This window comes from Alexandriicola marinus, assembly GCF_004000435.1.
Lineage (GTDB): Bacteria > Pseudomonadota > Alphaproteobacteria > Rhodobacterales > Rhodobacteraceae > Alexandriicola > Alexandriicola marinus.
Genome location: NZ_RBVZ01000001.1, coordinates 1,279,091 through 1,299,457, shown reverse-complemented (window position 1 = coordinate 1,299,457; position 20,367 = coordinate 1,279,091). Strand labels below are relative to the sequence as shown.

The following is a 20,367-nucleotide window of genomic DNA, read 5'->3' as shown; positions in this document are numbered from 1 at the left end:
ATGGCGTGACCTTATCGATGAACATGGGAAATATCAGATTTGGACGAATCGTTTCTGGTTTGTCAGTCCGGCTCTGAAATCGTGGGGCCGTCTGCCCCGCCTGATGACAGGAGTGTTCTCAGATGACGCGCGAGGAATTGTTGCGGATCCTCAGCTTCGTAGAAGCGAACCGCGAGATATCCGAGGAGAGAACGCGCCTGTCGACGGTGGATCCGCGCTGGAACATCGTCGCCTATGCCATGCGTCGGCATCTTGAGGGCAAGCTGCTCACCGTCACCTCGGCGGCCATGGCGGCGAACGTGCCCTATGGCACCGCGATGCGGCGCATCACCGAGCTGATCGACGAAGGACTTCTGCACAAGCGTCCCAAGTCGCGGACCGGCAAATCCTTTTCACTGCATCCGACGCGCAAGCTGATCGCGGAGTTCGAGAGTTTTGCCATGCAACTCAAGGCGATGGTGGGTAATACCTTCGGTTTCACCACCGGTGAAGGCGAGATGGGAGATTTCTATTTCGGGGGTTACTACATGGCCTCCCGCACCTTGCCTTATCCAAGCGCAATGCGGCAGGGTGTCGGGGCGGACCGAACATTCCGCATTCTCAGTCCCATAGACCCGACCTTCAAGACGCTGAGCGAGTTTTCGTCCAATCTGGACGAGTTGTGCGGCACCAACATCGAAATCGTGAACCTGCCGCTTGATGAGCTGCATGGCGAGATCATGAGAAATGCCGGTCAGCAGATGTCCAAATATGACCTGATGGCGGTCGATCTGCCGTGGATTGGCCAGTTGGCCACCGAAGGCGTCATCGAACCGCTCGACGAAGTGATGCGCGACGAGCGGTATAACCCGTCGGATTTTCACAACGCCGCTTACAAGGGATCGTCGTGGAACGGCAATCAATACGGCCTGCCCATTCAGCCGACGGCGGAATTGCTTTTCTGCCGTTCCGACCTCGTCGAAGAGGCCGGGTTGTCCTACCCGAAGACCACGGATGAGCTATTGCTTGCGGCGCGGGTGCTGCACCGTTCGGGCTTCAACATGTCGGGGATTGTCATGAACTTCGGTCGCGGCACGCCGGTTGCGCATACGTTCATGCAGACGCTGGCGGATTTCGGCCAGCCGATCATCAACCTCGATCCGCTGGGCGATGAATTCAACGTGTCCGAGATCGACAAGGAGAATTATCGCCCACAACTTGATACCGACGCCGCTCGGGACACTGCGGAATTCCTTTTGGAACTGGCCGAATTCTCCCACAAGGACAGCCTGAACTGCAATTGGGACAGGCGGATCGGTATCTTTTCGCGGGGCGAGGCGGCGATGACTTATGGCTGGAGCATTCGCGCCGCGGCCTTTGAACTGGACAAGAATTCTCCGGCCCATGGCAACGTGAAATTCATACCGCATCCGCACGGTCCGGGGGCGCGCACCGTGTCTCCCATCGGGGGATTTTCGCTGGCGATGCCTGCCGGGCTGAGCGCAGAGCGCAAGAAAGCCTCGTGGAAGGTCATGGAATATCTGACGCGGCCGGAAATGCTCAAATGGTATGTGCTGAACGGCAATCTCACCAGTCCGCGATTTTCCACAAGTGCAGACCCCGAGGTGCAGGCCAGTTCGTCGCTTATCAGCGAAGTCGACGGAATGGAGCGGCGCGGCGAATTGCAGATCTGGCCGCGCCCGCCGATTCCAGAATTCAGTGAATTGCTGAATGTCCTCGGCGACGAGATCTACATGATGCTCCAAGGGGCGCTTTCCGTCGAGGACGCGCTTGGCCGGTCGCAGAACCGAATCGACGCGATCATGCGTGAGCGGGGACGATATTGACGGTATTCACAATCCGTCATTCAGGATGATCTGCGTCTTCAGATCCTGTGGACGCTCTGGCAGGGTCTCGAACGCAGCTTGGATGTCCTCCAGCGGATAGGTCGCCGCGGTGAAGGCGGTCGTCTCGAAACGGTGATGAGACAGAAGGGCAAGCGCCCGGTGCATCGCCTCGCCGGGCCCGGCCACGCTGCCCATCAGGCTGTATTCCCGCAAGACCGTGCTCAGCAAATCCAGCCTGAGCTCAGAGCCTTCCGGCGGTAGACCAAACGCGGCCAGATGACCGCCGGGGCGCAATGCGTTCTGCGCAACTTGATAGAGTGCCGTATTACCAACGCTTTCGATCGCCAGATCGACACCCCGTCCGCCTGTCATGTCATGAACGACTTCAAGCAGCTTTTCGGGATGACTGATGACCGCATCCGCACCGGCCGCTTCTGCCAGCCGAGCGCGTTCCGACGACGTTTCGGCAACGATGATCGGCGCCGCTCCGGACAGTCGCTGCATCTGAACGTGCAGATTTCCGATCGGACCAGCCCCGATGATCAGGACCGAACGCGCCGGATCCAACCCGCTGCGACTGGCTGTATGCACGACACAGGCAACCGGTTCTGTCAGGGCCAGCACATCGAATGGCGTGGTTTCCGGCGCCTCGATGACAAGATGCCCGGGCGCGCGAACATATTCTGCAAATCCGCCATCAACGTCGATTCCTATCTGTTCGATTGTGGGGCAATTCATCAATTCACCGCGTCTGCAATAATAGCAGCGTCCGCAGCCATCATTGATATCGACGACCGCGCGGATACCCTCGGTGACGCCGCTTTGCGTTCCAGCCTGAACCACGCGACCGGAAAATTCATGTCCGGGGATCAATGGCAACCGATGCGCCATGAACCCGCCATCATAGATATGCGCGTCCGTTCCACAAACGCCGCAGCGCGCGACTTGCACAAGGACCTCATGTGGCTGAATCTCGGGAACCGGGCGCAGATCGATTTCAAATCTTCGCGGCTCGACCAGAACCGCTGCCCGCATCTTTTGTGTCATTTCGTCCCCCTTTCCCCGGTACCTGGTGAAACGAAAAAGCGCAGGCTTGCCGACGGCAGGCCTGCGCAAGTCTGTCATCTGGATTACCAGGTCGGGCGTTCGAACTCTTCCACGTTCTCGGGCGTGATCTTGGCGCGCTCGATTTCACGCAACTCCGGAACCTCGATGCCATTGGCAACCTGGATCGCGGTCTGAATTGCCAGGATCGCATCATCGATCGGGGATTGCTTGCCAGAGCCGGAGATCCAGCCTTCCCGCATTGCGTCCCAACCTTCGCCGAACTGGTTGCAGCTCACGACCTTGACATCGCCCGGCTCGAATCCGGCACCCTGCAGCGCGCTGACGACCCCGAGTGCCATGCCATCATCGAATGCATAGACACCGTCGATCTCGTCGCCGAACTGGGTCAGGAAGGTTTCGGTCACTGTCTGGGCCTTCTCCCGGTTCCACTCGGCGGTCTGGCTGCCGAGGACATTGATGTCGGGGTAGTTGTCGGCAAGACGATCGAGGAAGCAGTTGCCGCGCAGGATGGACACCGCATAGCCCGGCGTGCCTTCGACAACCACGATGTTGCCTTCGCCGTCGAGTGCGTCACCCAGCATATCAGCAGCCTGGGACGCCAGAGCACAATCATCAGGGCCGGTATGGCTCTCGATGTAGCGGCGGCCCGCTTCGCCAATGGGCGAGTTGGACGTGATCACCGGAATGCCTGCACGCGACGCATTGCGAATCGCCGGGATCAGCGCGTTCTGAGACGTCGGCCAGACGACAAGCGCGTCGAGATTCTGCGATGCCATGTCCTGGATCTGGTCGAATTGCACGGCGGGGTCGCCCTGCGGGTCCATTACGGTCGCCTGAATGCCCAGCTCGGCTGCATATGCCTCGGCGGTTTCTGCATACATGGCCTGATAGGAATTCGAGCCGGGATAGAGCACGGTAATCCCGATCCGGGTCTCGGACAGCGGCTTGACAAGGTCACCGCCAAGCCAGTCCGGGGCTTCCTGCGCGCTCGCAAGACCCGCGGTGAAAGCGACCGCGGTCGCGAGGGTCAGTGTTGTTGTGAATGTCGTCATAAATTCCTCCTCTGGACGCTGCCGTTCCTCCCGTGAGCACGCCCCGTTGGCAGCGTTGCGGGGTGCTTGCCTGAAACTGTTCGGCATAAGCTGGACCCGCTCAATTGCTTAAATGTCCAAATCTGATTTTCGGCAATTTGCCCACGCGTCTGTTCTTCTTGATGTGTCTGCTACTGGGGCAACATGAAGATTCATTTTGGATATAACTGTAGTTTTTTGCTCCCTGAGCGCTGCCTATCGTCGCGGGAGGGAGGACATCTTTACATGGGACAGACGATTAACGGCCTATTGCGACGTCACGGCTTGTTGCTGGCCTTCCTGGTGTTTCTGGGTGGCGTGGCGGTGAATGCGGACGCCTTTCTGACCCTGGGCAACATACTTGATGTGCTCAGGCAGGTATCGATCACCGGCATGATGGCGTTGGGGGTCACCTTCGTGGTGCTGACCGGGAGGCTGGATCTCTCTGTCGGCTCAATGCTGACATTGCTGACGGTCATCGTGGTGGATCAGCACAACGTCGCCGGGCCGTTCCTGGCCATCGTCATGACGTTGCTGGCCGGGTTGGCTTTGGGGGCGTTCAACGGGCTTCTTGTGGGCTTCGTCGGGCTGAATTCCCTGATCGTGACGTTAGCAATGTTGTCCTTTTTACAGGGGCTTGTGCTGTTCTATTCAGGTGGTTCGAACGTCAACATAGCCAATGCTCAGGAGACCTGGTTCAAGGTGTTCGGGCGGGGTGATTTTCTGGGTTTGCCGGTGCCTGTGATCGTATTCCTGATGGGGGCTGTGATTGCCGGTTTCGTCTTGCAGTTCACGACTTTCGGCCGGCGGATCTACGGCGTGGGTGGCAATGAAACCGCCAGCATCTTTTCCGGGATCGATGCGCGCTGGACCGTGTTTTGGGCCTATGTCGTGTCCGGCCTCACCACGGGTGTCGCGGCCATCATCATGGGCAGTCGGGTCATGGGCGCTCAGAACACGATAGGCCAGGGCTATGAACTTACCGTGCTGGCCGGCGTGATCCTTGGCGGGACCTCGCTGTTGGGCGGCTCCGGCAGCATCTGGCGCACGGTGATCGGCATCTCGATGCTGGGTTTCATCCAAAACGGACTGCTGTTGCTGGGGTTTGCCTACTACGTGCAGTGGCTCGTCACATGGGCTGTCATCATCATTGCCGTCTGGATCGACCTGGGCGCCAAGCGGGGGAGGATCTTCGCATGAGCGTTGTCACCGACAATCGGGCAGGATCGCCGCTTTCCGGCCTGCTGAGACTGCTGTTGCGCAACCATATCTGGGTGTTTCTAGCACTGACCGTGATCGTCTTTTCACTGTCCAGCCCCTATTTCCTGACCGTCAACAATATCGGCAATATCCTCACGCAGGGCGCCTTCATCGGCATTCTCGCCATCGGCATGACCATGGTGATGATCGACGGCGAGATCGACCTGTCTGTCGGCGCGATTCTGGCGCTGGCCTCGGCGCTGGCGATCGGGTTGCAGGATCACATGGGTGTCTGGCCGGCGGTGTTTCTTGGTCTCATGTCCGGCGCGGCGCTTGGCTTTTTGAACGGGACGCTTGTGGCGCTGTCGGGGATGCATTCCTTCATCGTCACGCTGGGCGGTCTGATCGGTATTCGCGGTCTTGTCTTTGTCTATAGCGGCGAGAACGCGCTGATGGTGCCGGATTTCAGCTATACCGAGATACCCGAAATCTACCTTGGTCCGATCTCGCTGACGGCGATGCTGTTCTTTGCGCTGGCATTCTTCTTCCAGTGGGTGTTGTCGAGCACACGGCACGGGCGCGAAACCTATGCGGTGGGCGACAATATCGAAGCGGCGCATGATGCGGGTATCAACGTCAAGCGTCACAAGATCATCAATTTCACCATCTGCGGCACGCTGGCGGCGGTCTGTGGCATCCTGCTGTCCATGCGGCTTGGCACGGCCGAGCCCAATGCCGGGAAGATCTGGGAACTCTGGACCATCATCGCCGTGGTGCTGGGCGGGACGCGCCTGCAGGGTGGGTTCGGTAGCATGTGGATGACGATTGGTGGCGTGTTGACCTTGGCTGTGCTGCGCAACGGTCTGCGGCTGCTCAATACCCCGAACTATGTCGAGCTGATGGTCATGGGCGGGGTGTTGGTGCTGGCACTGGTGCTGGACAAATTGCTGAACCACAAGGGGGACACATGATGGACGACGTCATTCTGAAAGTCGAAGCCATCACGAAGACGTTTCCGGGCGTCAAGGCTCTGGACGATGTCAGCTTCGATATCCGCCGTGGTGAAGTTCATGCCTTGGTCGGTGAAAACGGCGCCGGCAAATCCACCTTGATGAAGGCGCTGGCCGGGCTGCACAAACCTGACAGCGGTCAGATCGTCTATCAGGGCGTGCCGACCGAAGTGGCCGGACCTCTGGACGCGCGGCAAAAGGGGATATTGTTGATCCACCAGGAATTGTCCCTGTCTCCAGAGCTTTCCGTGGCCGAGAATATCTATCTTGGGGCCTGGCCGACCAATCGTTTCGGCGTGTTGAAGAAACGGGAATTGCGCCGCAACGCGTCAGCGGCCCTCGAAGCGCTGGGATGCGGATTTGGACCGGACGTGCGGGTGGGTACATTGTCGGTGGCCATGCAGCAGATGGTGGAGATCGCCCGGGCCGAAGCTTTCAGCGCCAATGTGGTGATCTTTGACGAACCTACCGCATCGCTCACCGATACGGAAAAGGACCAGCTCTTTCACACCATTCGCGGGCTTAAGGCACGTGGTGTGGGGATCGTCTATATCAGCCACAAGATGGACGAAATCTTCGACATCACGGACCGGATCACCGTGCTGCGTGACGGTCAGGTGCAGGGCACCGTCGAGACCGGCGAGACCGACCTGAACCATGTTACGCGCATGATGATCGGGCGGACGCTGGATTCATTCTTCGTCAAGGCGAAACCCGAATTCGGCGCAGAGGTGCTGCGCGTCGATGGCCTGAGCAAGCATGGGCATTTCCGCAATGTCAGCTTTTCAGTCCGCGAAGGCGAGGTGCTCGGGCTGTATGGCCTTGTCGGAGCGGGACGCTCGGAAGTGGTTGAAACGATCTTCGGCGTGCGTAAGGCCGATGACGGCAAGCTGTTCTGGAAGGGCAGCGAAATCGATCTGCCAACACCGCGCCAATCCATTGACATGGGCATGGCCCTGGTGCCGGAAAGCCGAAAGGAACAAGGGTTGGTCCTGATGATGGGCGGGCGCGAAAACACCTCGCTGCCGCATCTTCGCCTGTTCTCGGAACTGTCGCTTATGAATCGCACCAAGGAACTGGCCACGTTCGAGAAATACCGCTCGGCGCTCTCGATCAAGACCACCGGACCGGATCAAGCGGTGTCGCAGCTGTCGGGGGGCAACCAGCAGAAATTCGTGCTTGCAAAATGGCTTTGCGCCGATCCGAAGCTGATCATCCTTGATGAGCCGACGCGCGGTATCGATGTGGGCTCGAAATCGGCGATCCACAAGCTCATCGCCGAACTGGCGGAACAAGGCCTGGCGGTGATCGTCATCTCTTCGGAAATGCCCGAGGTTCTAGGCGTCAGCCATAGGGTCCTTGCCATGTCAGAGGGTGCCGTGGTGGCTGCGTTCGAAGAGGGTAACATGTCCGAGGAAAACCTGATCGATGCGGTATCCCACCATCAGGGCGAAGCGGCGGCGGCCTGAGCGGGCGGAGGGCACAAGGATGCGCAAACCTGAGATTGGCATCGGACTGGTTGGCTCCGGCTTCATGGGCCGCTGCCATGCAAATGCGTTTCGCTCGGTATCAGGGCTTTTTGACGTGCCGGCTGAGCCTCGACTGGAACTGATCGCAGATGCAAATGACGATCTGGCCGCGCATGCGGCGCAGGCGCTGGGTTTTGCCCGCAGCACCGGAGATTGGCGGACGCTGGTAGCCGATGACGCGATCGACATCGTGGCCATCACCGCGCCCAACGTGTTGCATGCGCCGATTGCCCATGCGGCGATCGCGGCGGGCAAGACCGTGTATTGCGAAAAGCCGTTATCGACCACGGCCGCGCTGGCGCTTGAGATGACCGAAGCCGCTGACGCTGCCGGCGTGATCACGATGGTGGGGTTCAACTTCCTGCGAAACCCGATGGTCAAGCTCGCGCGCGAGATCATCGCGGCAGGCGAGATCGGCGACGTCACCGGCTTCCGCGGACGCCATGCAGAAAACTATATGGCCGACCCCGATGTGCCGCATTCCTTTCGTACCGATCCTCAGGGCGGCGGCGCATTGGCGGATATCGGCAGTCACATCATCTCGATGGCACGCTATTTGCTGGGTCCGCTGGCCGAGGTTCAGGCAGATTGCCGGACGGTCCACGCGACACGACCCATGTCATCCGACACCGATCAGCGCTCCTCGGTCGAGGTTGATGACATGACGCACGCATTGATCAGGTTCGAAAGTGGCGTCAGCGGGAGCCTCGAGGCGAATTGGGCGGCAACGGCACGCACGATGGACCTGTCGTGGGAAATCACCGGAACCAGGGGGGCGCTGGCCTTCACCCAGGAACGAATGAACGAATTGCGTCTCTGGAGAGGCGCGCCCGGGCGCAGCGGCTATACCAGGATCGAGGCGGGACCCGCGCATCCGCCCTATGGTGCGTTTTGTCCGGCTCCCGGTCACCATCTGGGTTTCAACGATCTGAAGGTCATCGAAGTCGCCGAATTGCTGGCAGCTCATGCAGGCCACTCTGTCTGCAGCCCGGATTTTCGAGAGGCCTATGAAGTGCAGCGCACGGTCGAAGCGATGCAACAGTCGCACAGGCTTCGGCAATGGGTTGCCCTATAGGGTCTCAGCGCTGTTCTCACGCCGCTGCATGTGCCGGAAACGACAGCGTTGAGTCGGGCAACAGTTCTGTCGCGCGTTCCTGGTCTCGTCCAGTCAGACCTGGTCGCAGTCATGGCCCGGGCAGGTCTTGACGCGATCACGCCAGAGCGGGCCACGGCTCGGGCCTGTGGATGATCTCGGCCTTGAAAAGACCAATGATCGTCTCCGTCGTCGGCCGCTCGTCGCTCGGCGGGTTCAGAGTCGCCAGCGGTTCGATCTGTTGTGCTCTTGCAAGGCGCCAATCATATCCGGGCTATGGAGCCACAAAAGCAGATTTGAAATGTCACTCCGGGCCGATCCGGACAAACCATTAAGGCTATGACCCTACTGGCTTTTCGAGATGCGGACTTGCGCTTTCACGTCGATCTCGTTCGATCAGTATGAAGATGAACCAAACCGCAAGTTGGGAACGTGAATGGCGGCTCGAAAGGGATGTTGCAGTGCTACCTTGGTCACGACGAGGGGCGGTCGGGCGTCAGTCGAAGGCCGCGCGGATATCCGTGTGCGCGGCACCGGCTGACAGGAGCAACTGCAAGAGAAGACGTGCCTTGATTGCCGGAAGGCGCCCCGCGGGGATCAGACCACGCCCGATCAGGTCGGTTTCAGAGCCGTTGAACCCGTAGGTTCGTTGAAAGACCGGGCCGTCACCGGTGCGACTGGCGAGGATGACAGGCATCGTCACGGCCAGTTGCCCCAGAGGTTCAGACAGGACCTCGGCCACATGCCCGGCACCCATGCCTTCGACGACGACCCCCGCATACCCGAGATCGGGCAGCACCGAGAGAAGCCGGGCGTCTTCGCCGAGCCCGGGCTTGAACAGGGCCACTGGGGGCACGCTGTCGCCCGGAAGCGGCAGGGTGCGGGCCTGCCGTGCCACCGACGCGAGGACATGCAGGCGCCCCTCGAACACCTCGCCCATCGGTCCCGGTCCGATTGAACGGAAGGCCGAGCAGAGCCCCGTATGGGTCTTGGCGACATATTCTGCGGCGTGCACCTGATCATTCATGACGACCGTCACGCCCCGACCACGCAATTCCGGGCTGGCCGCGGCAATGGCCGCCGACAGAAGGTTGGCCGGACCGTCCGCGCCTGCGGCCTCGGGCCCGCGCATCGCCCCGGTGACGACCAGCGGCGCATCCAGCGACCACAGGCAGTCCAGCGCAAAGGCCGTTTCTTCGATCGTATCGGTGCCCTGCACCACGATGACACCGGACGCGCCTGCCGCCACCGCTGCTTGTGCGGCAGCGGCGACCTGACCCAGTTGCGGCAACGTCAGCGAGGCGCCCGGAATGCGGAACGGCGACGACGGTGTGACATGCGCCACCTCGCTGAGGCCGGGCACAGCCTCGATCAGCGCCTCCGCCGAGAGCGAGGGCACGATGCCGCCAACCGTGTCCTTTGTCATCGTAATCGTGCCCCCGAGCAGGATCAGGGCAATTTCGGGCAGGGTGTCGGTCATCGGGGCCTCGGTTGGCAGTGGATAATGTCCGGGGTCGCGTGGATAGGGCAGGGACGGTTACTCGGCCCCTGACGTCTGTTCAAGGTACCAGTCGAGGATCTCTGCCCCCGTCCACATCTGGGCACCGCCATGATCCAGGATGTAGTCGTAGAGCTGTTCGAGATATTTCATCCGGTGCGGAACACCCGTCAGGTACGGATGTATGGAAATGGCCATGACCCGGGGCGTCGTCGCGCCATCTTTGTAGAGCTGGTCGAACTGATCCTTGCCGCGCCTGAAAATCTCGTCCGATGGCTGCCCCTGAACGGCAGTCATGATCACATCGTTGATCTCGACCGTATAGGGAACAGAGGTCAGTCGACCGGTCTCGGTCTTGATCGGCACGGGCTGATCGTCCAGCACCCAGTCCGCGACATATTCGATGCCGGCCGCGGCAAGAATATCGGCCGTCTCGTCGGTCTCGGTGATGCCGGGGCTTTCCCATCCCCGGGGCGGCTTGCCCGTGACACTCCGGATCGCCTCGATGGTCTTGGCGACTGCCTCGGCCTGATCCTCAACCTTGTGCATGGGTTTTTGGTGAAAGCCGTGGCCCATGAAGTCCCAGCCGGCCTTGTGAGCCGCTTCGGCGATTTCGGGATAGGCCTCGATGACGGAGCCGTTGATCGCCAGCGTCGCCTTCAGGTCGCGCGACTCGAGCGCCTCGAGGAAACGCCAGAACCCAACACGCATTCCGTATTCGTGCCACGCCCAGTTCGGGACATCCGGCAGCATCGGCACGCCCATCGGCGGTGGCAAGACCGTGCGCGGCATCGGACCCGCAGGATCCCAGCATTCGACATTGACGATGGTATAGACCGCGACCCGGGCATCTCCCGGCAGGGTCAGTGCCGGGCGGTCCGTGATCGGGCGGTAGGGAATGCGGCCACGGACGCTGTGGCCGACGGGGGATGAGGCGTTCGACATGGTTGAGATCTTTCGTCTTGTCTTGGGGCGATCAGGCGGCGAAATGACCGAGCGCTTCTTCGGCACTCATCACCCAGCCAAAGGCAGCGCGCAGGCAGGTGAGCGCCGCCTCGTGCAGCACCGGTCCGTCCATCGTATCCACGCAATCCTCGATGCAGACAGAGGCATAGTCGAGGACGTTGGCCCGGATCGCCGTGGCGAGCACGCAGCTGGAGGTATTCACGCCGGTGATCAGCAGGGTGTTGATGCCGTGCCGCCGCAAGGTGAAGTCCAGATCGGTCGCAACGAAGCAATCATAGCGCTTCTTGGTGTCGACCACCCTGTCGCCCTCGCGCCAGAGACGCGGCATCACCTCGCAGCCGGGCAGCCCGTCGAGATTGTGCCGCTCCACGTTCTTGCGTGTTGCATTGGGGTCGTCTGCCCGGGTGCGCCAGAACGGGTTGGACCGGATCTCGGCCACATCGCGGTAACGCGTGACGATATGATAAATCGGGATGCCGGCCTCGCGGCATGCGTCAAAGAAAACGCCGTTCGCCTCGACGATCTTGGCGGCGCGCTCGGCCTCCAGCGGCATCGTCGCGACCTCCGGGTCGAGATGGCCGCGATGCAGGTCGATGGCGACGACGGCGGGTGTCGGATTGTCTACGCCGAAATCCATGTGTTTCCTCCGGTTTGTGTATGAAGCGTCTAAAGTCGCACGAGCCACATGATCGACGTTGGCAGATAGGTGGCGACGATCAGCACGCCGAGCGCGATGGCGATGAAGGGAAGCAGACTGCGCACGACTTCGAGATAGCCGATGCGGAACGTTGTCATGCCGATGAAGATGTTCAGGCCGAAGGGTGGGGAGATCATCCCGATGGCAAGGTTCAGGACAAGCACCGCGCCCAGATGCGTCGGATCGACCCCTGCCGCCGTGGCCGCCGGATAGATCAGAGGGGACAGAACGATAATGGCCGAGTTCGGATCGACGAACATCCCCGCGATAAGAAAGATCACATTGATGATGGCAAAGATCGACCATGCCGGCATGCCTTCGAGCCCGCCACTGATCATCTGTGGCACTTGCAGCAACGTGAGATACCAGCCCATGCTGCCGCCAACCGCGATCAGGATCAGCAAGGTCGCGATCACCGCCCCCGATGTGCGCGAGATCGAGAACAGCTCCGACACCGACATGTCGCGGTAGATCAGGCATTCGACGACAATCGCATAGACACAGGCCGCCGCCGCAGCCTCCGTGGGGGTGAACACGCCGCCATAGATCCCGCCGAAGATCACGGCAGGGAGACCAAGCGCCCAGCCCGCATTTCTTGCCGCGGTCATCCTCTCGGCGCGGGTGGCACGCGCGGTGCCCCCGATGCCCTTCATGCGCGCGTGGATATAGACATAGACGGCAAGCGCCACGACGAAGAGGAGCCCGGCGCCAAGCCCCGCGAGGAAGACGGAGCCGACCGAGGCGGAGGTTTGCACCGAATAGAGGATCATCGCGACCCCGGGCGGGATCAACATGGCCAGCGTCGAGGCCGACAGGATCAGCCCAGCCGAAAAGGCGCGCCCGTATCCCTGCCGCAAGAGGGCGGGGTAGACCAGCGGACCGATCGACACGACCGCCGCGGCACCGATCCCGCTGATGGCGCCGAAGAGCGCACAGGAGATCACGGTCGCCATCGCCAGACCGCCAGTCACATGCCCCACCAGCGCCTCGACCAGCGCAACCAGCCGCGCACCGATCTGGCCCCTTGCGATGATGTCTGCGGCAAAGATGAACAAGGGCACCGCGAGCAGCGAGAAGACGTTGACCCCCTCGATCACCCGCTGCGCCATGACAAGCGACGGCATCTGCGGACCGAAGATTTCGAACGTGCCGATTGTCGCGGCGAGGATGCCGAGAAAGATCGGCACCGACAGCGCCAGCAACCCGATCATGATGACCGCGAATACGGTGACGGGCATGGCGATCAGCTCTCTTCTATCGGGAGGGACGGTTTCGGGTCCGGACCTTCGGACGCGCGCGCCAGCTCTGTCGCCGGGTCGAACAGGAACGACAGACACATATGGACGAAGGCCAGCACACTCAGCCCTGCCCCGACCGGAAGTGACAGGTGCAGCAGGCCGCGCGGAACCGGCAGCACCGGGCTGAGCTGACCTCCGGCAAGCATACGGGCGGCCAGTGACCAGCCGTTCCAGAACAGGTAGAACATGAGAACCGCGCCCAGTGCACCGATGAAGACCCCGAGCCATCGGGTGACGAACGGCGGAGCAAAGCGCGGCAACACGTCGATGGCGATATGCCTGCGCTGGCGGATCAGAACATAGGTACCCAGAAAGGTCATCCAGACCATCAGGTATCGCGCCGCTTCTTCGCCGCCAAGCAGGCTCTGACCGATGGTGTAGCGGCCAACTGCACTGACAAAAAGCGTGCCGGTGATCACCAGCAGCGCCAGCCCGATCAGAACGCTGGCAATAAGGTCAGGGCCCCGCAGAGCCCTGTCCAGTAATCTAACGGCGCGGATGGCCGCGGAGGGCACATCGCCATCCCCGACCGACCCGCCCGGTGTCATTCGAGCCGACCCATTTCGGCCTTGAGAGCATCGATGATGGCCTGGCCCTCAGCACCGACTTCCTGCACATAGAGCGCCTCGACGCCAGGCAGCGTCGCGTCGCGCAGGGCAAGGAATTCCTCTTCCGTCAGTTCGGTGACCGTGATGCCCATTTCGGCAAAGGCCGCCATGGCCTCACCTTCCATGCTTTCCGTCGCATCCATGACAATCACCGATGCTTCGGCCGAGGCGGCGCGAATGGCGTCCTGACAGCCGGCGTCGAGACCGTCGAACCAGCTCTTGGAGACCATGAACAATTGGTCAAGGTTGCCATGGCTCGTCAGGGTCAGGTGGGACTGAACTTCCATGAACTTCATCACATAGCTGGTGACGACCGGGTTTTCCTGTGCGTCGATCGTGCCGTTCTGAAGCGCGCCATAGGTTTCCGGGAACGGCATGTTGACGGGGTTGAGGCCCAACAATTCCTGCTGTTCCACAAGGATCGGCGAAGGCATCACGCGTGACCGCAGACCTTCGAAATCGGCCAATGTGCGCAGCGGCTTGTTACCGGTCCATTCCTTGTAGCCCGTGTGCCAGACGCCGATGCTTGTCACGCCGATCTCGTCGGTGGTGTCCAAGACGCTGCGCATCGCGTCACTCTCGAGCACCTGGGTCAGGCTGTCAGTGTCGGTCGGCCAAAAGAACGGAAAATCGAAAATGCCGATCTTTGGCTGGAACCCGACCATGAAGGCCGCGGGAAGGATCACCGCCTCGATTGAGCCGATCTGCATGCCCTCGATCAGGTCGGTGGTGCCGCCCAGCTGACCCGACGGGAAAACGGTCGCGGTCAGGTCGCAGCTGTCGGACGCGGCCAGGAAATCGGCGACGGAATGGGCGCCCAGATCACGCGGATCGCCCGGAGGGGCCACGTGGGCGATCTTCATGTCCTGGGCCATCGTTACGGCGGGCAGTGCGGCGGCCGGGATCGCGGCGGCCATCATCATCATAAGTGTCGTGCGGCGCATTTCAGTGTCTCCAATCTGTCGGTTGTCATGCAGGCAGGAGCCGCTTTACGCGGCTTTCTTGCGTCCCTGCACATCAGCGCAGGGACGAGTTCTTTCAGGTTGCATAGGGCCGTTTTTGATCCAGCCCGAAGCGGTCAGCCAACCAGTCAGACATTTTTTCCTGTCCGATGGAGGGGTTGTCGTGCTGGCAATGTTCGGCGCCGGTTTCTTCGACCTGGATCATCTCGAGCGTCACGTCGACCCCGTTCTCCTTGGCGTAGTCATAGACCTGCTTGGCCTGCTGAACGCTCAGAACATCGCTGCCGCCATGACAGATCAGGTAGGGGCACGAGATCTTGTCGATATGCCCCTCCAGCTTGAACGGTTCGCCCTTTTCCAGAGCGCCCGCCATGTCGTCCGCGCCGAACACCCACTTGATGTGATCGGCAAGACCGTGACTTTCGCCCGCCTTGCCCCAGAGCGCGTTCACATCCCAGACCGCGCCATGCGAAATTGCCGCTGCAATCCGCTTTTCATACGATGCGGCGCGTGCGGCATAGAAACCGCCAAGGCTGGAACCGCAGACCCCGATGCGGTCCGGGTCGATATCGCCGCGCTCCAGCAACCAGTCGATCATGACGCCAACGGGCGTTTCATAATCCACCTGCGTGTTGATGCCGTGGCGGCGAAGCGTGCCACCTTGTCCGGGGCCGTCGATCATCAGCACCGAGATGCCACGCTGATACGGCCCGCGCGCGCTCATGAACCACATCTCGTCCTTGATGCTGTCCAGGCCGCCGAAGCAGATCAGAACCGGCGACGGATCGGCGGACGTGGGCGATTTCAGAAAGTAGCCATACATCTTGCCGTCAAGATAGGGGATCTCGACCTCTTCCATCGCGGGCGTCAGCCACTTGCCCCATTTCTTGGAGCAGTTTTCCATCTTCGTGAAAATCTCGAGCCGACGCGGGTCCGTGCCTTCGAGCCAGAATTCCGCCTGCCGGTAGTAATCGGCAGCCCGAAGCCAGCAGGCCTTGGCGGTTTCGATGTGACCCGCCTTTTCCTCGCGATCGCCGCGCTCGTCGTTGCGTTCGGCCACGCGCAGCCACTCGATCCGCCAGCTGTCCTTATCGCCCGGGATCATGCGGGAGGCGGCTTGGAAACACTCCGAAACGGCGCCGCCGCCTTCTTGCGTCTCACCCAATGCGCGCCGGAACTGGTAGGCCATCCACGGATGATCAGGCCAATGATGCCAGCCATAGGGCTGATAATGTGCGTCATGCCGGTCGCTGACGGCGTCGATAAGTTTCTGCTCTGCGGCCACGGTACGTCCCCCACGTTAGATCATGCAGTCGTAGAACTGCCTTTGAGAGGGGAGACTACAGGGATGTGCACACAGGTCAAGTTACTTGAATTTTGTTACCGGCAATCTGCACAAAAGTGTATTTTTTAGAATGATGGCGGTGTGTTGAGCCAGATAACCCGTGCCGTTTCGTCCCCGACATTGCGGTATCCATGCGACCGCTCCGAGCGAAAACAGAACGAATCTCCGGCCTCCAGCGCATAGACCCGGTCATCGAGAAGAAGTTCGATTCGTCCGTTCAGCACATAGCCGAACTCTTCGCCCTCATGGCGCAGTGCCCCTTCGCTGCTGCCGCCCACCTCGATGTGGTGAATGTTGCCCTGCAGCAGGTGTCCGTCATCATAGGGGATGAGCCGTTCAAGCATCAGCCCGTTTCCACGACGCTGCGGATCGGCGTGAATCATCGTGCGTTCATTGGCCTTTGTGACAGGACCTTCGTTCACGGGGGCTTGTGCGAACATCTGCCCCACCGTCATCTCGAGCCCGCTCGACAACTTCTGCAGCATCTTGAGAGACGGGGTCGCCCGACCGTTCTCGATCTTGGACAAGAGCGATTCAGAACACCCTGCCGCGTCGGCCAGCTGCTTGAGGGTCAGGCCCTTGACCTTGCGCGTATGGCGAAGTTTCACGCCGATTCCGATCTCGGCCTGCTGCCCGTCCAGATCTACTTGACTCATCCAAGACCTCATTAATGCGTCCACTGAGAATACCCATACTTGAACGATTTTCAAGAATCTCGCAATGTCATCGCGCCTGCTTCTTCATGAGGGGGTGTCAGCCCGGTTCGGCAGAGGTCTGAAACCCCGACACGATTGGGACATTCGAATGGAAACTAACGCGCGCAAGGCGCATATCGACCTCGTCAGGATCGAGACGGACACCCATCCCCTCGATGGGCTCTATTATTCGCCGGTGGGGCCCACCCGGGCGCAGGCTATGATCCTCCATGGCAATTGCATGAACTTCTATACGGGCGCGGCGCGATTTCTGCCTGAACGACTGGCCGACCTCGGGATCGCCACGCTGGCGTTCAACCGGCGCGGCCACGATATCTTGGCCACGCTCAACAGTCGCGAAGCCGTCGGCGGGGCATTTCAACGCATCGACGAGGCGATTGCCGACAACAGCTACGCCGAGGGGTGGCTGCGTGCGCGGCGCGATCAGGCGCCTATCGTGATCGGCCATAGCAACGGTGGCATGCTGGCTGTCCGCCATTGCGCGGGTCGATCGGACATACCCGGCATGATCCTGCTTTCGGCACATCAGGGCGGCACTGGCATGGTGCCGTTTGCCAGCGGAAACGGGCTTCTCGCGCAGGACAGATTGGCGGAGGTCACCCTTGACGCGCGCGCAAGGGTTGCCGAAGGCCGGGGCGAGGAACTGATGCTGCTTCCGGGCTGGTGGTACGCGGTAACGGCGAACAGCTTTCTCGACAATCTGGAGCGGTTGCCGGAATTGCTGCCGCTTGCGGCGGAAATCCAATGCCCCAGTCTCTTTGTGGCGGGCGGCCTCGAGCCGCCCGAAATGTATCCGGCCGAAGCGTTTGCAGCCCGCACCCCGCACCCCTGCACGGTGCAGATTGTCCCGGATTGCGACCACTTCTATTCGAACCATGAAGAAGAGGTGTCGGGCATCGTGACGGATTGGCTGGTGCAAAATGTCCTGGAGCCATAGCGCGGGATCAGGTCGCCATAGACATCGACACGCGCGTTTCGGCGGCAAAATTCAGAATGGCGCGAGCCTGCGGTTTGCCGACGCCGTCATGATTGGCGGCCGAGGGCAGGGCGCGTCATTGAATTCTATCCGTCGGAATTGTCGGGGACACTCGGCTTGATCTGGGGCAGGGTCGTCTCGTGGCCGCGCTGAAAGATCAAGCGGCCGATCATCGAGTCCGACGAGTTCAGACCTGAGCGGACCCGTCGGGCGAATATGTTGCATCTCAGGTCACCTCTTTTGCATTCCAACGCCCATGATCGTCCGCGCGAGGGCAGTATGGATAGCGTCGGGTTGGGGCATTTCTCACCGGCGATCGCGAGTGCGCGGGGGGAGTCGTCGAAATCTCGGCTCCTGGCAGATATTGCCCACCTGAATTCAAGGCGTGTCCTGTCGGGGGCGCGACCCGCGCGGCCGGTTGAACGGCACCGGGCTATAATCCGGGGTGGGGTTATCCGCCGAACTCAAGCACCATCTTGTAGGCGTCGGGCCGGAACAGGGCTTCGGTGAATTCGATGATCGCGCCCTGCGTGTCATAGCCTGTTCGGGTCAGGCGCAAGGCCGCAGCGGCGGGCAGGGCCTGCAGGCGGGCGGCTTCGCGCGGGGCCATGTTGACGGCTGTCACGCTTTGAACCACCCGGACGGGCAGGGTGCCGCGATCTGCCAGAACTGCGTAGACGGATTGGTCGAGGGTCGACAGATCGGGCAGGGCGCTGGTACGGAACAGGGACCGTTCCGTCGACAGGGGGCGTTCGTCGACAAGCCGCAAACGCTCAAGCCGGGCGATGCGTTCCGGTTCGGCCAACTCCAGCACCGTCATCTCCCGATAGCTGGCGCGCGTGATCTCGCGATGAAGCCAGATCGTGCGGCTCACCTGGCCCTTGTCGCGCAATTCGTCGCTCAGCGAGACGACGGGCATGATGGCGCGTTGGTTCGTCTTGGTCGCGGCGACGAAGGTTCCGGCGCCCTGACGTTGCTCGACGAGGCCCTGTTCGGCCAGCGTGGTGAGCGCCTTTCGGATGGTGACCCGGCTCATCCCGCTCAGATCCGTCAGCTGGCGTTCCGAAGGCAGCCGGTCGCCGGGCGCGAGGGCGCCTGTTTCGATCAGTCGGGCGAGGATGTCGCGGACCTCCTGATGGAGGGCCTGGTCTGGGCGCCGTGCGGCCAGAGCATCGCGAATCGTGGCCAGTTGCATGGCGGTCCTTTCCAATGCGGAAGGGATACCACTTTAATACAAGTGACGCAATGGGCCTGGATTTAGTTGCCGGCCGCGCGATGTCGACCAAAAAAGAGCGATATATTCCGACCATTTCGTTAAAAGGTATTTTAGTGGTATTGTTATATTGGAAATACCGGTTGAAATTGGTTTGCTGCTTGGTATGGTCACCTCTGCTGGGAGGGTGGCATGGCACAACTATCGCTGCGTGGTGTGCGCAAGAACTTCAAGAATGTTGAGGTTCTTCAGGGAATAGATCTCGATATCCGGGACCGCGAGCTGATCGTGTTTGTCGGGCCGTCGGGCTGTGGCAAGTCGACCTTGCTGCGCCTGATCGCTGGTCTCGACCCGATGACCGCGGGGGAATTCGTGCTGAATGGCAAGTCCATGCAGGGCGTGGCGCCGTCCAAGCGCGACATCGCGATGGTGTTCCAGTCCTACGCGCTTTACCCGCACATGAACGTCTATGACAACATGGCCTTCGGGGCGCGGCTGATGGGGCTGTCCAAGGCCGAGGTTCAGGCCCGCATCGACGAGGCCGCCGGCATGCTCCAGCTGGAGCCGCTGCTGGATCGCAAGCCGCGCGAATTGTCGGGCGGGCAGCGTCAGCGGGTCGCGATCGGCCGGGCGCTGGCGCGCAAGCCTTCGGTGTTCCTGCTGGACGAGCCGCTGTCGAACCTCGATGCGGCGCTGCGTTCGGATGTTCGGCTTGAGATTGCCAAGCTGCACCGCAAGATCGGCGCGACGATGATCTATGTCACGCATGATCAGGTGGAGGCGATGACGCTGGCCGATCGGATCGTGGTGATGCGTGGCGGCCTGATCGAACAGGTCGGCACCCCGCGGGAATTGTATGAAACGCCGGCCAATGCATTCGTCGGCACCTTTATCGGCTCTCCCCGGATGTCGCTTCTCGAGACGACCCGTGACGGGCCGCATTTCGGCATCGAGGGCAGCGGGTCGATCGCTTTGCCCGGCGCGCCGGAGACAGGGCAGAAGGTGACGCTGGGCCTGCGCCCGGACGCCATGCACCTTGGTCTCGCGGATGCGCCGGACGGGTTCGACGCCGAATTCGAATATGCGGAATACCTTGGCAACGAGGCCTATCTGTATGCCCGGCTGGGCGATGGCACGCGTGTCAGCCTGAAAGGCGACACCGCCAGTTGCGCGCATCAACCGGGCGATACCGTCCGGATCTGCCCGGACCCGGCCCAACTCCACTATTTCGATACCGAAACCGGCCGGAGTTTCCGGTCGGCATAAAACCTACCCCAACTTGTGAGGCTAAC

General features: G+C 61.1%; 18 protein-coding genes. 7 read left to right on the top strand and 11 right to left on the bottom strand.

The genetic code is table 11. From position 1 onward, the window contains the following. Positions 1-122: 122 nt before the first annotated feature. Complete coding sequence (locus EP376_RS06305; protein ID WP_127654652.1) at positions 123-1,826, top strand: ABC transporter substrate-binding protein; 1,704 nt, start codon at positions 123-125, stop codon at positions 1,824-1,826. A 6-nt stretch (positions 1,827-1,832) separates the two neighbouring features. On the opposite strand, the gene EP376_RS06300 is transcribed toward EP376_RS06305, so the two are convergent. Further along, positions 1,833-2,873, bottom strand: coding sequence for a zinc-dependent alcohol dehydrogenase (locus EP376_RS06300; protein WP_203330860.1), 1,041 nt, complete (start codon positions 2,871-2,873; stop codon positions 1,833-1,835). Positions 2,874-2,956: 83 nt separating this feature from the next. Next, positions 2,957-3,946: a sugar ABC transporter substrate-binding protein gene (locus tag EP376_RS06295; RefSeq protein WP_127654651.1), complete on the bottom strand. Its 990-nt coding sequence runs from the start codon at positions 3,944-3,946 to the stop codon at positions 2,957-2,959. Between the two features lie 264 nt (positions 3,947-4,210). Between EP376_RS06295 and EP376_RS06290 the strand changes: the two genes are divergently transcribed. From EP376_RS06290 to EP376_RS06275, 4 genes are read left to right on the top strand one after another with little or no spacing between them, the layout of a single operon-like run. Continuing rightward, complete coding sequence (locus EP376_RS06290) at positions 4,211-5,164, top strand: ABC transporter permease (protein WP_127654650.1); 954 nt, start codon at positions 4,211-4,213, stop codon at positions 5,162-5,164. Then, positions 5,161-6,135: an ABC transporter permease gene (locus tag EP376_RS06285; RefSeq protein WP_127654649.1), complete on the top strand. Its 975-nt coding sequence runs from the start codon at positions 5,161-5,163 to the stop codon at positions 6,133-6,135. The genes EP376_RS06290 and EP376_RS06285 overlap by 4 nt, the downstream gene beginning before the upstream one ends. Continuing rightward, entirely contained in the window at positions 6,135-7,643 is a 1,509-nt protein-coding gene (locus EP376_RS06280; RefSeq protein WP_203330930.1) for a sugar ABC transporter ATP-binding protein, read from the top strand. Before EP376_RS06285 ends, EP376_RS06280 begins: the two co-directional genes overlap by 1 nt. 19 nt (positions 7,644-7,662) lie before the next feature. After that, entirely contained in the window at positions 7,663-8,778 is a 1,116-nt protein-coding gene (locus EP376_RS06275; protein ID WP_127654647.1) for a Gfo/Idh/MocA family protein, read from the top strand. A 514-nt stretch (positions 8,779-9,292) separates the two neighbouring features. Here EP376_RS06275 and EP376_RS06270 read toward each other — a convergent pair. The 8 genes from EP376_RS06270 to EP376_RS06235 all read right to left on the bottom strand — a co-directional run bounded on the left by EP376_RS06270 (position 9,293) and on the right by EP376_RS06235 (position 16,826). After that, positions 9,293-10,276: an asparaginase gene (locus tag EP376_RS06270; protein WP_127654646.1), complete on the bottom strand. Its 984-nt coding sequence runs from the start codon at positions 10,274-10,276 to the stop codon at positions 9,293-9,295. 57 nt (positions 10,277-10,333) lie between these two features. Next, the gene (locus EP376_RS06265; RefSeq protein ID WP_127654645.1) at positions 10,334-11,239 is read right to left on the bottom strand and encodes a polysaccharide deacetylase family protein; all 906 of its coding nucleotides are present in this window, start codon (positions 11,237-11,239) and stop codon (positions 10,334-10,336) included. A gap of 31 nt (positions 11,240-11,270) precedes the next feature. Beyond that, positions 11,271-11,897 carry a cysteine hydrolase family protein gene (locus EP376_RS06260; RefSeq protein ID WP_127654644.1) on the bottom strand — a complete coding sequence of 209 codons (627 nt, stop codon included), beginning with the start codon at positions 11,895-11,897 and terminating at the stop codon, positions 11,271-11,273. A 29-nt stretch (positions 11,898-11,926) separates the two neighbouring features. Next, positions 11,927-13,195: a TRAP transporter large permease gene (locus EP376_RS06255; protein ID WP_127654643.1), complete on the bottom strand. Its 1,269-nt coding sequence runs from the start codon at positions 13,193-13,195 to the stop codon at positions 11,927-11,929. A gap of 5 nt (positions 13,196-13,200) precedes the next feature. Then, positions 13,201-13,803: a TRAP transporter small permease gene (locus tag EP376_RS06250; protein ID WP_127654642.1), complete on the bottom strand. Its 603-nt coding sequence runs from the start codon at positions 13,801-13,803 to the stop codon at positions 13,201-13,203. Beyond that, a complete protein-coding gene (locus EP376_RS06245; protein ID WP_127654641.1) occupies positions 13,800-14,807 on the bottom strand; it encodes a TRAP transporter substrate-binding protein in 1,008 nt (335 codons plus the stop codon). The genes EP376_RS06250 and EP376_RS06245 overlap by 4 nt, the downstream gene beginning before the upstream one ends. 94 nt (positions 14,808-14,901) lie before the next feature. Further along, positions 14,902-16,110 carry an alpha/beta hydrolase family protein gene (locus EP376_RS06240; protein ID WP_127654640.1) on the bottom strand — a complete coding sequence of 403 codons (1,209 nt, stop codon included), beginning with the start codon at positions 16,108-16,110 and terminating at the stop codon, positions 14,902-14,904. 125 nt (positions 16,111-16,235) lie between these two features. Then, positions 16,236-16,826 (bottom strand): cupin domain-containing protein, encoded by a 591-nt coding sequence (locus tag EP376_RS06235; RefSeq protein WP_127654639.1) that lies wholly within the window; start codon positions 16,824-16,826, stop codon positions 16,236-16,238. A gap of 148 nt (positions 16,827-16,974) precedes the next feature. Between EP376_RS06235 and EP376_RS06230 the strand changes: the two genes are divergently transcribed. Continuing rightward, positions 16,975-17,823 carry an alpha/beta hydrolase gene (locus EP376_RS06230; protein ID WP_164744874.1) on the top strand — a complete coding sequence of 283 codons (849 nt, stop codon included), beginning with the start codon at positions 16,975-16,977 and terminating at the stop codon, positions 17,821-17,823. Positions 17,824-18,313: 490 nt separating this feature from the next. Here the strand turns inward: EP376_RS06230 and EP376_RS06225 are convergent, their stop codons facing one another. After that, positions 18,314-19,057 (bottom strand): GntR family transcriptional regulator, encoded by a 744-nt coding sequence (locus tag EP376_RS06225; RefSeq protein ID WP_127654637.1) that lies wholly within the window; start codon positions 19,055-19,057, stop codon positions 18,314-18,316. A 210-nt stretch (positions 19,058-19,267) separates the two neighbouring features. Here EP376_RS06225 and EP376_RS06220 point away from each other — a divergent pair, with 210 nt between their 5' ends. Beyond that, positions 19,268-20,341 (top strand): ABC transporter ATP-binding protein, encoded by a 1,074-nt coding sequence (locus tag EP376_RS06220; protein ID WP_127654636.1) that lies wholly within the window; start codon positions 19,268-19,270, stop codon positions 20,339-20,341. Positions 20,342-20,367 lie beyond the last annotated feature (26 nt).

Coding starts and splice junctions, on each gene's coding strand:
- EP376_RS06305 (WP_127654652.1), top strand. CDS start 123: ATGACGCGCGAGGAATTGTTGCGGATCCTCAGCTTCGTAGAAGCGAAC.
- EP376_RS06300 (WP_203330860.1), bottom strand. CDS start 2,873: ATGACACAAAAGATGCGGGCAGCGGTTCTGGTCGAGCCGCGAAGATTT.
- EP376_RS06295 (WP_127654651.1), bottom strand. CDS start 3,946: ATGACGACATTCACAACAACACTGACCCTCGCGACCGCGGTCGCTTTC.
- EP376_RS06290 (WP_127654650.1), top strand. CDS start 4,211: ATGGGACAGACGATTAACGGCCTATTGCGACGTCACGGCTTGTTGCTG.
- EP376_RS06285 (WP_127654649.1), top strand. CDS start 5,161: ATGAGCGTTGTCACCGACAATCGGGCAGGATCGCCGCTTTCCGGCCTG.
- EP376_RS06280 (WP_203330930.1), top strand. CDS start 6,135: ATGGACGACGTCATTCTGAAAGTCGAAGCCATCACGAAGACGTTTCCG.
- EP376_RS06275 (WP_127654647.1), top strand. CDS start 7,663: ATGCGCAAACCTGAGATTGGCATCGGACTGGTTGGCTCCGGCTTCATG.
- EP376_RS06270 (WP_127654646.1), bottom strand. CDS start 10,276: ATGACCGACACCCTGCCCGAAATTGCCCTGATCCTGCTCGGGGGCACG.
- EP376_RS06265 (WP_127654645.1), bottom strand. CDS start 11,239: ATGTCGAACGCCTCATCCCCCGTCGGCCACAGCGTCCGTGGCCGCATT.
- EP376_RS06260 (WP_127654644.1), bottom strand. CDS start 11,897: ATGGATTTCGGCGTAGACAATCCGACACCCGCCGTCGTCGCCATCGAC.
- EP376_RS06255 (WP_127654643.1), bottom strand. CDS start 13,195: ATGCCCGTCACCGTATTCGCGGTCATCATGATCGGGTTGCTGGCGCTG.
- EP376_RS06250 (WP_127654642.1), bottom strand. CDS start 13,803: ATGACACCGGGCGGGTCGGTCGGGGATGGCGATGTGCCCTCCGCGGCC.
- EP376_RS06245 (WP_127654641.1), bottom strand. CDS start 14,807: ATGCGCCGCACGACACTTATGATGATGATGGCCGCCGCGATCCCGGCC.
- EP376_RS06235 (WP_127654639.1), bottom strand. CDS start 16,826: ATGAGTCAAGTAGATCTGGACGGGCAGCAGGCCGAGATCGGAATCGGC.
- EP376_RS06230 (WP_164744874.1), top strand. CDS start 16,975: ATGGAAACTAACGCGCGCAAGGCGCATATCGACCTCGTCAGGATCGAG.
- EP376_RS06225 (WP_127654637.1), bottom strand. CDS start 19,057: ATGCAACTGGCCACGATTCGCGATGCTCTGGCCGCACGGCGCCCAGAC.
- EP376_RS06220 (WP_127654636.1), top strand. CDS start 19,268: ATGGCACAACTATCGCTGCGTGGTGTGCGCAAGAACTTCAAGAATGTT.